Annotated in this window: 10 protein-coding genes and 1 tRNA gene; 7 read left to right on the top strand and 4 right to left on the bottom strand. The window is 39.2% G+C overall.

Annotated elements, in window-relative coordinates; translation table 11 throughout:
* The 5 genes from AC1DRQ_RS11510 to AC1DRQ_RS11490 form a co-directional block, all read left to right on the top strand.
* On the top strand, window positions 1-976 hold a 976-nt coding region (locus AC1DRQ_RS11510; protein ID WP_477424475.1), incomplete at its 5' end, for a relaxase/mobilization nuclease domain-containing protein.
* A 39-nt stretch (window positions 977-1,015) separates the two neighbouring features.
* Window positions 1,016-1,618, top strand: coding sequence for a hypothetical protein (locus tag AC1DRQ_RS11505; RefSeq protein ID WP_477424473.1), 603 nt, complete (start codon window positions 1,016-1,018; stop codon window positions 1,616-1,618).
* Between the two features lie 308 nt (window positions 1,619-1,926).
* On the top strand, window positions 1,927-3,360 hold the full coding sequence (locus AC1DRQ_RS11500; RefSeq protein ID WP_477424472.1) for an SIR2 family protein: 1,434 nt from the start codon (window positions 1,927-1,929) through the stop codon (window positions 3,358-3,360).
* Window positions 3,329-5,500 (top strand): ATP-binding protein, encoded by a 2,172-nt coding sequence (locus tag AC1DRQ_RS11495; protein WP_477424471.1) that lies wholly within the window; start codon window positions 3,329-3,331, stop codon window positions 5,498-5,500. Before AC1DRQ_RS11500 ends, AC1DRQ_RS11495 begins: the two co-directional genes overlap by 32 nt.
* 253 nt (window positions 5,501-5,753) lie before the next feature.
* The gene (locus AC1DRQ_RS11490; protein ID WP_477424469.1) at window positions 5,754-6,839 is read left to right on the top strand and encodes a PIN domain-containing protein; all 1,086 of its coding nucleotides are present in this window, start codon (window positions 5,754-5,756) and stop codon (window positions 6,837-6,839) included.
* Between the two features lie 241 nt (window positions 6,840-7,080).
* On the opposite strand, the gene AC1DRQ_RS11485 is transcribed toward AC1DRQ_RS11490, so the two are convergent.
* Window positions 7,081-7,653 (bottom strand): DnaJ domain-containing protein, encoded by a 573-nt coding sequence (locus tag AC1DRQ_RS11485; RefSeq protein WP_477424467.1) that lies wholly within the window; start codon window positions 7,651-7,653, stop codon window positions 7,081-7,083.
* 289 nt (window positions 7,654-7,942) lie between these two features.
* Window positions 7,943-8,347 carry a hypothetical protein gene (locus AC1DRQ_RS11480; RefSeq protein ID WP_477424465.1) on the bottom strand — a complete coding sequence of 135 codons (405 nt, stop codon included), beginning with the start codon at window positions 8,345-8,347 and terminating at the stop codon, window positions 7,943-7,945.
* A 599-nt stretch (window positions 8,348-8,946) separates the two neighbouring features.
* On the opposite strand from AC1DRQ_RS11480, the gene AC1DRQ_RS11475 reads away from it, so the two are divergent.
* Both AC1DRQ_RS11475 and AC1DRQ_RS11470 read left to right on the top strand, forming a co-directional pair.
* On the top strand, window positions 8,947-10,242 hold the full coding sequence (locus tag AC1DRQ_RS11475; RefSeq protein ID WP_477424463.1) for a PIN-like domain-containing protein: 1,296 nt from the start codon (window positions 8,947-8,949) through the stop codon (window positions 10,240-10,242).
* Window positions 10,243-10,418: 176 nt separating this feature from the next.
* Window positions 10,419-11,657, top strand: a complete 1,239-nt coding sequence (locus tag AC1DRQ_RS11470; RefSeq protein WP_477424462.1) for a hypothetical protein — start codon at window positions 10,419-10,421, stop codon at window positions 11,655-11,657.
* A gap of 1 nt (window position 11,658) precedes the next feature.
* Here the strand turns inward: AC1DRQ_RS11470 and AC1DRQ_RS11465 are convergent, their stop codons facing one another.
* Entirely contained in the window at window positions 11,659-12,279 is a 621-nt protein-coding gene (locus AC1DRQ_RS11465) for a hypothetical protein (RefSeq protein ID WP_477424460.1), read from the bottom strand.
* Between the two features lie 456 nt (window positions 12,280-12,735).
* A tRNA-Pro gene (locus AC1DRQ_RS11460) sits at window positions 12,736-12,809 on the bottom strand.
* Window positions 12,810-12,977: the final 168 nt, after the last annotated feature.

Below are 12,977 nucleotides of genomic sequence, written 5' to 3'. Positions count from 1 at the left end.
GGGTAAGCCGATCATCGGGAGAAGCTTTGGCGGCTGTATTCGCTATGTGGTGAATAAGCCGGAAGCTAAAGTATTATCTGCCGAGGGTGTACGAATGCAGAACGCAGCTGCCATCATTCAGGACTTTAACCTGCAACGGAAAATGCGGCCTGAGTTGGGGAAAGCAGTTGGACACCTGGTACTCAGCTGGAGCAAAGAAGACTTGCGCAAATTAAGTGATGACATCATGGTGGAGCGGGCGAAAGAGTATATGGAAAAAGTAGGTATCAGGGCTACGCAGTATCTAATCGTGCGGCACAGCGACCGCGCTCATCCACATCTTCACTTAATCTACAACCGGGTGGATAATAACGGCAAGACCATTAGCGATAAAAACAACTTCCCTAAAAATGTCAAAGCTTGTAAAGAGATCACCATCAAGTACGGCTACCATTTAGGTGAAGGAAAAGATCTGGTGAACCGCCAGGCACTAAAAGGCAAAGAAAAAACCCGGTACGAATTGTATGATGCTATTAAAGCTGGCATGAAAACAGCCACGACTTGGAAACAGCTGGAAGCCAAGCTTGCCAGGCAGGGAATTACCATTGATTATAAATTCCGCAGCGGTACCAATGAAGTACAGGGCATATCCTTTGCAAAAGGCAATATCAAAATGAAAGGTTCCGCGATTGACAGGAGTTTAAGCTTTGCCCGCATAGATGCGACTTTAAACCGCAACCAGCAGGTACAACAGTATCATGCGGCAAGGGAAGCAAACCAACCATTTGTTGCTAACCAGCTGCGTGATTCAATCAGGCAGAGCGTTCAGGGGGAATACAGACATAATCCCATTGTAGGTAAAGGGATATTAGAAGCATTGCTGGAACCACAAATTGTTGCCGGGCCACCTGACCCAATGGGTGACGCAGATATTGCGCGCAGAAAACGGAAGAAGCATGAAGCGGAGCATTCCCAGTCACAGGGTATAAGCAGGTAGATGAATTAATGATTAGAATGAACATTAAAATGAATTGTTATGCAAAATGAAGAATTAGAAGAGAAAGTAAATATTATGGAAGAACTGATCCAGGGGTTTGCCGGTAGGATCAGTGTGATGGAAACCAGTATGGCAGAGTTCCTAAAAAGTTTTATGGAACAATACCGGGGTGCACTGGAAACGATCGCGGCTCGAATTGAAACTGCTAATAAGCGGTATGACGATCAAAAAATACAACAGCAGATTGATGAATTAAAAGATGTTGTAGCAACAGTACCGAAAGTTATTCGCGTGAAAAACAGTCATCATTTAGGCGCCTGGTCAAAAAATTTGATCATTGGCCTTGTAGCTTGTTTTATAATAACGGCCGGATCAGTCGGCACAGCATTATATTTCTATCATCAAAATGATCGCTTAAATCGTGAAGCTTATAATTTTTGGCTGGTTAGGGCCCTGTATCCTGAGGTAGCGAAGACCATTGAAACAAAGTTAACGGAAGATCCAGAGGGTTTTATAGATATGGCCGAAAAAGCAATGGCAAAACAGCAGGCGATCACTGCTGCCGAAGCCGTAGCAGCGCAGGCAGAAAAAGATCAAAAGGAGGCTAAGCAAAAGCTGGAAAAAGTGAAGGCAAATAAGTGATGAGTTTGGAATAGATATGGCCACGATGGTTCGACAGGTTATTAAATTACGCTACACGCTGGCTACATTTTGTCTCGGCCTCATTTCCACCTTGGCATTAGTACTTCTTAACATACGAACACTACTTTGCCATTTTCAAACTATCGGGTGGTTTACATTATCCGATAGCTTGCGGGTTTAATATCATAACCTTAAAAAACAATTTTTTATTATAACTTTAGATGATTTAGCGATTATGAAATACATCGCCAAAAGCGAAAACCCAATGCTCACTTTAACAGGGTGAACGTAACCTTAATTGTCACATTATGGAATTTTTCGACCTGGCCAAGAACAATATTTTTATTGGAAATTCTGATAAGCTTTTGGAATGGGCCGAAAATGATCCGCAAATTAAAGCGATTGAAAAAGTCCAGTCATTGTTAAAAAATTATCTCGAATTGGACAACGTCAGCTTTTTGTTCGGTTCCGGATCTTCCATCCATTTAGGCGCGGTAGCCATTAGGGATTTTCCATATGAAGTTGAAAAACACATTATAGCTAAAGATACTTCGGTCGCGAATTTTAAAGGCATTTACAAAGAATTAATAGATACAATCGCGCTCCTTCAGCATAAGTGGGTATCTGATGTTGCCGTGACGCTAAAGATTGGTGAGAAAAGTTTCAAAACGGTTAATGGCTGGTCATATAGCTTGGATGACAACGTTATCAGGGATGGCGATTCATTAGAGATCTCAATTGAATATGAAAAGGTCTTAAATTACCTGATTGCCAAAGACTATGTGCTTGACGAAGATACAAGTAAAGTAAGAGTTGATAAGATCAAAGAGCTGATCATTGCGGTAAAAGAAGGTCTGTTTTTAGTATGTAATGTTGATGAAAGGGAGGTCCCTATATCCTTGATTAAAAGGAAAAAAGGAAGTCCACTCAAACATCAACAGCACCAGGGGCAATTGCTTGAAACAGAAAGTAAATACCTATTTCATGAAAAATTTTTAAAATCATTATTGCAAAGACCCCTCAATTTAAGGCGCGCAAATATTTTCACGGCTAATTATGATTTGGCATTTGAGTATGCCTTTGATCGACTGGGGGTTCATTATATAGACGGCTTTAGTGGTTTTCATAAGCGTTTTTTTAAACCAGAAACCTTCGAATATGATATTTTTTATCCCGGTTCGACGACATCGGGGAAAGTGCAGCGCATTGAAAAAGTTTTGAGGTATTTCAAATTACATGGTTCGCTGTCTTGGGTTAATTCAGAAAAAAGGGATGCGAATAATTTATATGGCATAGAGGAAATGCCATTGAAATTAATCGAAATCATGGAAAAGAAAGGGGAGATCATTATCTATCCCTCAGCCGTGAAAAAAGCCTATACCTTAGATTTACCTTATTCAGAATTATTCCGGCAATTTGCCTCGACTATTACCCAGTCTCAGTCCGTATTAATCACGGTGGGTTATGCTTTTGCGGATGACCACTTCAATGATATTATTTTCCAAGCTTTATCAAATCCGACATTTACTCTGATTATAGTTGATTTCAATGGTACACTGAATAACGCCAACATCGAAAGGATAAAAAATTTAAATGATTCAAGGATAATTATATTACAAGGTGCTTTTTTTGGCGATTTTTTAACGTTGGCGGATACGCTCATGCCTGATTTCTACAGCCTGAACAGCAAAGAAAAGGTAGCAAAAACGCTTGACTCATATTTTAATAATAAAACCGCCTGAAATGACTGAAAGAAGCATTGGTAAAGTGATTTCAGTGGATAGCTTCAGGGTGTATATCAAATTAGATGATGACCTGAAAAGTTTATACAAGAGCGGATATGAAGATATTTACGAGGTAGCCAGGATAAATTCTTATATCATCATCCCTATCGGTGCGGATAAGATTGTGGCAATGGTAACCCGTATTAGGGCAATTGATGAAACGGAATTGGGAGGCGACAAGGGGGCGATTTTTCTTACACAATCGGCAAGGTACCTTATTGCTACGATGATCGGCACAATTGATAATAATGCAAAATATATTCAAGGCGTTTATAATTATCCCATTTTAGATAATCCGGTTTGGTATGTGACTAAGAATGATCTGGATCATATATTTGATCAAAAAGCTAAAACTGAAATTGATTTTGATGAAGATTATTACCTGCCTGTGGGGACATCACCGGCATTTTCAGACTATAAGATCAAGATAAACCCGGATAAACTTTTTGGTAAACACGCCGCTATTTTGGGGAATACCGGTTCTGGGAAATCCTGTACTTTGGCATCTATCATCCAAAGCTTGTTTGATTTCGATTACAATGGTAAACGGCTGACCAATGCCCATATCATAATTTTTGATACGAACGGCGAATATAAAGCAGCTTTTCAGGGTACGAAAGAAAAACCGTATAAAAATTTAAAACAGGTTAACTCTTTTCATATCGACAAATCCGGCATGAAAGTGCCCTACTGGTTTATGAATTTTTCAGACTTTGATTATTTATTCCAGCCCAGTCCTAATACACAGGCACCCATATTACAAAATGCACTGAGTATCGCTAAAAACAAGCAGGAATCAGAAGACCGGGGATTGATCCCAAGGCCGTTTCTGTTCATTTTACAGGAAATTCTGAATGAATCAAGAAACCCGGATTTTAAGATAAGAAGCAGGATTTATAATGAAATCGAAAGCTTTGGAAAAGAATTTCAAACTCTGGTTACAGAATATGATTTAAAGGAATTCCTCAGGATACTGAAGGCTTTACGCGCTTTAAAAACGACGTTTACCTTTAATGCACGCACCAATTATGTGGAAGGGTTTTTAAACCCGACAATTTTTTCTGATATATCCGCCCAGTTGGCAGCCGAATTAACAAAGTATCAAATTTACTTGGCCAATAAGATTACCGGTGAGAATAAAAATATAGATCTGCCCATCTGGTTCAATTATACTGATTTGATCAATATTCATATCGATAGTGCGATAGATGAACTGGAAGGCTCGAATAACCGCATCAGGGAGTTTTTATCGACATTAAGATTAAGGCTCCAATCTTATTTAAATGATGACAGAATCGGGTTACCGTTGTTACTAAAACAGCATGAAAACATAGAGCAAAGCTTGGCAAAGTTTATCTCCTTCATCTTGGGTGACTTTTGCAAAGTGTACCAGGACCAGGATGACGACTTATACACCGGTTATTACCAAACGCAATTAAAAAAGCATGAACATGAAAAACTGGCGAAGGATGCCGCGAGCCAAATAACCATAATTGACATGTCCTTGCTTCCTTTTGAAGTATTGGAAACAATCACTGGCCTAGTAGGACGATTGATTTTAGAGTTTGTATCCCGCTTTCCGGAGGCTGACAGGGGATCTGTTCCGATTGTGATCGCATTGGAGGAAGCACAGAATTATATTCCGGAAAAAAATAAGACAGATAGGGAATCCATTGCCAAGAAAATATTTGAGCGTATCGCGCGGGAGGGAAGAAAATATGGCATATCGCTGTTAGTCTCAAGCCAAAGGCCATCCGAATTATCCAAAACAGTGTTGTCACAATGTAATTCCTTCATTATTCACCGATTGCAGAATCCTGAAGACCAAAAGTATGTGAGGCAGCTCGTGTCGGCGGCAAATGAAGATATTTTGCAGCAATTGCCGATTTTACCGCAGCAGCATGTTATCCTCATGGGGGATGCAGTTCGAACACCAGTCCAGGCAAAAATAAACCTAGCCAATCCTAAGCCCAATAGTAGTAATCCCAAATTCATAGAAAAGTGGACCAATGACCCACAAAAAGATTGGCCGGATTACAAAGGCATAAGTGAGGCATGGGAGAATAATGATAAATATGACGGGTTACCGAGTGATTAAAGGCAAAAATCAGTAGGCAAGTTATATATTTAATGGATTATGATTGATCGCATGGAAATGCCCGTTAGTCAAGAAATAAGCAACTTGTCTCCACTGTATGCACCACACGTTATGTATTAGGTACTATTTTGGTAACTACCCTTGCTGTAGGACGGAACGTATCCCCCTAGGAACCGTTTATTCTTACCGGATAAATAACGTTTGCTGGTTATAACCATTGTTTTTGTAATTTACTTTCTTAAACCGATACCTGATGCTGGTCTTTTTAGATTCAAATATTTTCTATAACAACTGGTACTTAAGAAGCGTAAACTTTCAGGTCCTTTTTAATTATATCATCAATAACAACGGATTTCTGCTGTTATCAGAGCTGGTGATCCAGGAAACGGAAAATAACCAGCAGAAAGCATTGGACAGCGCGCTTGCTGAGTTACAGAAGGCCTTGAATGGCCTAAAGCAGTTTAGTCCTGCGACCGACCCGGTGGATCTTAAAAGGTTTGAAGAACCATATGACTTTAAAGCTTTACTGGAAAACAAATTAGGAAGCACCTACACCATTTACCTGGGTTATGCGGATATCCCGCAAAAGACGGTGGTAGAGCGGGCAATCAAACGGCGCCGGCCGTTTAAGGATGGGGAAAAAGGTTATCGCGATTCGCWGGTCTGGCTTTCTTTGCTGCATTTTTTAGCGGGGAATAAATACAGTGGCGAACTGGTGTTTATCAATAATAATGTTAATGACTTTTTTAGCTCTACCAAAGATGTTTTACACGAGGATCTTTTGGGTGATTTGGCAGAATACGGGGTAACGTGCCGGTTCATAACTTATCCCAGTCTGAACGATTTTGTCAGCACACACATTGATAAAGCCGAGTATACGCTCAATCATAACCAGTTACAAGAGATGGAACGACAGGTGGAGTGGCTAACGGAGAGTTATTTTAGCTATCTGTCCACGGAGGCTTTACGGACGTTTTTGAAGGATTATGATCCGGTGTTGGGTGGGAGCTTTTCACCGCAGGAACATAGTTTTAATATCGATGAAGGGATGGAAGACCCGGAGATTCTCAAAAGCGATATCCTGCAAGGTCCGTCGGTTTATATCAACTTGCGCTTTTGGCTTCGGATGTGCACCTTCAGGTTGAAAATAACTGCCGAGGAATACTATACGCGTGTCGCGAATATGCGTGCACCATATAACATCATCGAACAGCGCAGCGATCTGGTCACTATCGAAATTTATCTCCGCATTAATATGCAGGTCAGTTTTGAATTTATTCCTGATGAAAGAAACATCAAGGGTTTCACTGTGGATCAGACTGGTATCCGGCGCTCATAGTAGGGATAAAAGAAGTTTTTGTAATTATTTAATAGCAGATACATAACTTCCAAAACCCTCAAATTGAGATCAAATATAAAAAGCAAAGTGCCGGGGCCAAGACGTTTTTCCATTGTAATGATCTTCGTTAATTACATAATAACTCCATCTTTAATCATTTGTCGTGGCCTTTTACTGAATCAGCATTAAAGAAATCGACTACCATATATTTAACTCACCCCCCCAGTAATCAATAATACAACTATTTTATATTTTTTGTTCTTGCCTTCGGATATTCATTAACAACAGTTTTAATTAAATAATACAATAGCACAACTTCTCCGATAAGGATGAGTGATAGAAACATTCCGAACTGACCTCCATATTTATCATCAAACGCTTCAGGAAGTTTTGTTGCTGTTGTTAACGCTGCTATACCGATAATTGTGATGAAAATGAAGTTTGGTAGAAATGAATAGCCTATTTTTAACTCCCATTTAAGCCGATTAACAAAATCATCATAAGACATCGCCGTGTACTGTTTAGCTTTATTTTCACCATAAGCGGTCCATTCTTGTTGTTTTGATTGCTGTTCACTAGTAACAATTATACTTTTCTTGACGAAATATTGATTGTAATATGTGTTATAAATCGAACGTTTAGTTTCATCACCTAACACCTCATATGCCTCTGTTGCCTCAATAAAACTTGATGTTGCGTTTGGAGATTTGTTGCGGTCAGGGTGAAACTCCAAGACTAGCGAACGATAGGCTTTTTTTATTTCAATCAATTCCGCATTAAAAGAGACACCAAGAACTTTATAGTAATCTTTCATATGATGTAGGGTGATTTGTCAACTTCTGTACTTGATATTCTGCTTTTTGATAATTGCGGTCTAATATTAAATAATTAAGCGAAACATCTTTATAAATATAAGATAGTAATTCTCGGACCGGGTCAACTCCCCAGTTTACAAGGCGTCTAACCAAACAATGTAATTGCCTAGTCTTTAGATTGATAAGTGTGTTTTAATACATAAAAGGGGCTTTGCTCAATAGTATAGTTTTCACATCCTTGATTGAACCAAACGTTTCTAGTTCATAGTCAAAATATAGAGTTAATTGTTATCGAATAGGAATCACAAGTCTCTTTTCGGGGTCCATCGACCACTGGACTTGCCACACTCTGCCATCGGTTTGGTCAATCAACAAGAACGTGTATATATTTTGAGTCGGGAATAAAGCAAACCTACCGTTTTTCTCATTGTCACTAGTGACCAGAGAGGTTAAACTCAAATTGCTTTGACCGCGATTGTTTTCTTTAGCATCAAATTGTACTTGCCACATCTGCCCATTCCTGGTATTTAATTTAATGAACGTCCACATATTTTGTGTTGCGAAAAACTGATAAGTAACCGGTTCGGAAAATTGGTTATTCGGCGTGTATAACGTAGCATCGTTGTTTTTTACTTGTGCTTGAGCCAGCGAGGTTATTAAAACAATGATTAAAAAAAGCAATAATTTTCTCATATCGTAATAAGTTTAAGGTGAACAAATATAAGGAAGAAACACATCGTTACTTATGCGAAGAATAAACAGCTATAACAATGGACGCAATCGAAACAATAAGTGAAAAGATAATCAGTATCGCTACGGATTTCTTACGTGTTACCGATGTCTTATTTAACTTGTGAGATTCGATCTTTAGAAGTTGAGACTGATAGCTAAAGAAAAAACTTGCTGCTAACATCTGAAAAGTTTATTGCTGCCACATTTCAATCCCTAAATTATAACTAATAAGAATGAGATTTCGTTTTTCATATCTCTTTTGATAGCTTCGATACCAGCAAGTACCTTTACCACATGGGATTACTAAGCGCAACGCAGATCAATCAATATGGGACCTGCCTGAGAACCGTCATTACGGCATTGGCTGAGCAACAGCAAGCCGGGAGACAAGCGCCAGACCGTTTAAACGACTTCATGACTGACCTCCGCAATCTGTTGGGCATGTTAAAAACACCTCAAATAAGAAAATATGGTTTGAGCGCTCCTCTCAGAGGTAGGAACGAATGGGATGTTTCCGAAATTCACTATCATTGTACTTATCTAAACCCTTACTGTTTCGAATGAAAAGTACATCTGCATCCCCTGTCTCGATCAAGGATATTAGTTATGGTAATAATATAAAAGGCCTTCTTGTCGACTCCTATATTGAAAGTTTATCGAAGTACCGGGCGGGCGTAGATCAAGCAATAGAACTCAAAAGCGATATTCCCATTTTTTTGGATACAAATATCCTGCTGCGCTATTATAGCGTATCGTTCAAATCGAGAGCGGTACTACTGCGTTTCTTTTCAGAAAATCAACATCGGTTCTACATCACCGCCCAAGTCCAGAAGGAGTTCATTAAAAACCGCGAAGATGTTATCGACCGGTTCTTTGATGAAACGTTGAGCAAGCTCGGAGATGATTTAAAGTCTGATGTGATCAATAAAATTCAGGCTTACAAAGACCGGAATAAAATTTTACTGGACGATTTTGACTTTTTAGAAACGAAGCTAACCAAACTTCATACCGACGCGAGTAAATCATTTGAACAACTGAATAAAGAAATTGGCGAGATCAAGCAGAAAAACCCCGCTACCAAATATGATGACGAACTTTTGTCGGTCGTCATGAAAATGAATCTGGTCGACAATCTTTCGGAAGAGGATATCAAGTTTTTGCAAACAGAATATGATAGTTTTAAGAAAGGCATAGAAGTCGCAAAAATCAAATCAGAGATCGGCAAGCCTCAGAAAGCATTTCCGGGAATGTCTGATTTGATCGAAAAACCGGAAAATCCCTATGGTGATTACCTGATCTATCACGAAATGATTAGGCTGGCGAAAGAGCAAAAGACGGATACCATGTTTCTCACCTATGATACCACCAAGGGTGACTGGCTGAAAACAAATAGAGAACCGCATTCTCATTACATTCAAGCTATTTACCAGGCTACTGGTCAAACATTATTTTTTTTGGATGCAGAACGATTCTTTGACAAGCATTTAAAACAACATTTTGAGTCGTTGTTGAAAGCGCCAACTGATTATTTTTCTCCCGCGAGCGACTACGAAAAGGAATTCATTTTGAATTTTGTCGCTTTAGAACGGGTAATCAGGACGATTGCCGAGTTCGTGGTTATCGATGACTATGATAGAAAGCCTATTCAACGTATTATTGCGGAATTTGTGGACCAAAAGTATGTTGATTCTCGCTTTCTGCATGAAGTCAAAAAGCTATCCGAACTTAAAAACCTGCTCATCCACGGGCATGATCGTGATAAGATCGACCAAATCACAGAAAAGGAATTTGCCGATTGGACGCGCAGACTTGAGGAGGCAATTGTTGCCTTAAAGGAACTTTACAATCGATTATAAATCATTTTATATTAAAACGCAAATATGGATGCCCTTGGCTTTTATATACCAATAAATAAAGATGATTTTGATTTATATCCTATGAATGATATGCATAATACAGCGGCGGTAATGTCTTTTTTGAACGATTACGTTCCTCGATTATTAAGTATGGTACCACAAAATGATATTAACCAATGAGTTTATTCACGGACGAAAGTGCCATGCAGGAATGGCTTCATGGAAAATTCATAAACGAAACAACGCTGTCGGAACTGATCATCAATTATGACGAATTTAAAGAGGCGGATTCACCAAAATCCACTCCTTTGATATTGCAGAAAATCCGGGAGAGCTACAGTTTCTGCATGGCTTCATTCGAAAATAATGAATTGCTCTTCTCCAATCAAAACATTTCTTTAAATCCCAAGGATGTATTAAAGCCAGATTTCGTTCTTTATGCCCCCGAAACCCAAAATATTATTATCGTAGAACTGAAAAACATTAAAGGGCCGACCCGGCAGGCGGGTACTGAGTTTGGCGCTTATGCCGCGGAATTAAAAAGCTACCTGCCTTTTTTAGCCGATGGTGAAGTTGTCAACGTGATCGTTTCTACGGTATGGCCGGCCTTGATATGTCATTATGTAATTAATGAGATCATGTGGTTGAACAGGAATTTGATCTGCCTGGAGCCAGTTGATCATGAAGGAGAGACCTTATTAAAAATTGTTCAACCATCAGTTATCACAGACGATATCCGACGGTTTTCTATAAGTACACAACAACTCGGTGGCTATCATTTATGTCTTTATGATTACGAGGGCGTGAAGCAGGGGAACTACTTCAGGATGGCAAACCATGACAATCAAATTCGGGCCGCGCTTAACGCCATGTCCGTCAGAGGTAATTCGCTCAGAACCCATGGCTTTGCCTTTTTATGGAAAAATATTTATGAATTTGGCTATGCGCCATACACCATTACATTAGTTAACTATACTTCTTTCCAAGCCTTACCATATTCATTTACCGATCCTGCATATGTGCCCAACGAAACGGCTATGCGTCTTTTGGAGCTTATACGCGACCATGATCCAGAGGGACATGGTCAGATACTTAATACCATTTGTGAGGCTGGGGAACGCTTCCTGAAAGGATTTTGTGACCCACGACCAGAGTATTTTACCGACTGGCAAAACCTAAAGCCTTCGATTTTCTATGAAACAGATGCCATGGCTTTTGTCGCATGGGGCGTTTTCGAAGAATTATTTTACGAACGTCTTGCCGAAGCATATACAAGAGATGATTATGATTACCGGCATGACAACCCGATGCTGGCCATCGCAATGCTGAATGAAATCATCGATGAAACAAAGTTGTATATCGATTGGGGGAAGTTGGGCTTAGACAACGAAGTGGACGAAAGTTTTTTCGATTGATCTAGGCATCCAACCCTTTATTCGTCTCTCGCCATATAGCCTTAGCGTCTTCATACGCCCGGTCAACTTTGGATTTAAACACGGGATCCGTTTCGGACATTTTTGCAAGAACGTGCTGCAGGTTGTTAAAAAACTCCATGGTTCCTATTTGTCTTCCTGATTCTTTTGCTTTATCCATCATTTTATGGAATAACTGTCTACAGGTTTCTTTCACATCCTCAAATAATTTTTCAAACAGCATTCTGTCGTTTTCCTCCTCAAAATCATATTTTGAGTGTTGTTCCCCATACTGATTCAACAAATAACCTTTTAAGCCAATTTGCTTGAAGCATTGAAAGAAGTGTAAAGTCTTGTCATCATGTGCGAAGATATTTCTGATCTCTGAAAACTTAATGAGTTTCGTTTTTTCGACTTTAGCTATGAGGTTAATGTCGGCAAGCAAATTCAGTTTGGCATTGAAAGATAATCCGTTTTTTCCGAAAGATTTCGATTCGTCGACATCGATATTTAAAAATTGGGCTAGCATCATAGTAATCACCTTCTCAATAGTCACGGACGCTTCGATAACTTCAGATCTGGCCCTTGATGGGATATTTACAAATAAAAGGTCATCAAGGGTCATATGCAATGTTTTAGATGGAGTATTTTCAATGGTGTTTTTTTATTGTCAAGGTACGAATAACACACACGTGTACGCAACGTATGTGCGCAGTCTAAATTTTTACAAAATTTCCCTATGTACGGAGGAGCTTCCTTTTGATGATCAATCTTTGACTACACCGGTTTATAAATGCTTAAATGGAGACTTCGGAAAACAACAATTTATGTGTAGTATCAACTGCTGCTGCAACCAATGAATTATTGATCAGTGTGAAAGGATGAGAATATTCCGATAGCTTAATATTAAAAAACTTCCTTCAGAACTTGCGAAAAAAGTATTGCCAATTTTCGCTAAAACAATGAAATGTGCTATATGAACTTAATAAATAACACAGAATATTAATAAAAGTGTTAGACCTATGTTAGACCCGATAATCAAAGACTTAGGTTCTAAAATCATAAGTCCTTGATTTTCAAGTCGGGATGGCGGGATTCGAACCCACGACCTCCAGCACCCCATGCTGGCGCGATACCGGGCTACGCTACATCCCGAAAATGTTATTTCTTTCTCAAAAACATCGTTTCCAGTGAACTAAGCAAGTATTACTAATTAATTGCCTGGTTAAACCTTATGTTGTTAATGATCTCTTTGACGTGGTAGTACACATCGGTGCAAATATAATCATGTGTCTGAAATTGTAAAGGATTCCATAATATTTT

The organism is Mucilaginibacter sp. P4_E8 (genome assembly GCF_056401495.1).
This window is presented reverse-complemented; position numbering and strand designations above follow the sequence as displayed.

Coding starts and splice junctions, on each gene's coding strand:
- AC1DRQ_RS11505 (WP_477424473.1), top strand. CDS start 1,016: ATGCAAAATGAAGAATTAGAAGAGAAAGTAAATATTATGGAAGAACTG.
- AC1DRQ_RS11500 (WP_477424472.1), top strand. CDS start 1,927: ATGGAATTTTTCGACCTGGCCAAGAACAATATTTTTATTGGAAATTCT.
- AC1DRQ_RS11485 (WP_477424467.1), bottom strand. CDS start 7,653: ATGAAAGATTACTATAAAGTTCTTGGTGTCTCTTTTAATGCGGAATTG.
- AC1DRQ_RS11480 (WP_477424465.1), bottom strand. CDS start 8,347: ATGAGAAAATTATTGCTTTTTTTAATCATTGTTTTAATAACCTCGCTG.
- AC1DRQ_RS11475 (WP_477424463.1), top strand. CDS start 8,947: ATGAAAAGTACATCTGCATCCCCTGTCTCGATCAAGGATATTAGTTAT.
- AC1DRQ_RS11470 (WP_477424462.1), top strand. CDS start 10,419: ATGAGTTTATTCACGGACGAAAGTGCCATGCAGGAATGGCTTCATGGA.
- AC1DRQ_RS11465 (WP_477424460.1), bottom strand. CDS start 12,279: ATGACCCTTGATGACCTTTTATTTGTAAATATCCCATCAAGGGCCAGA.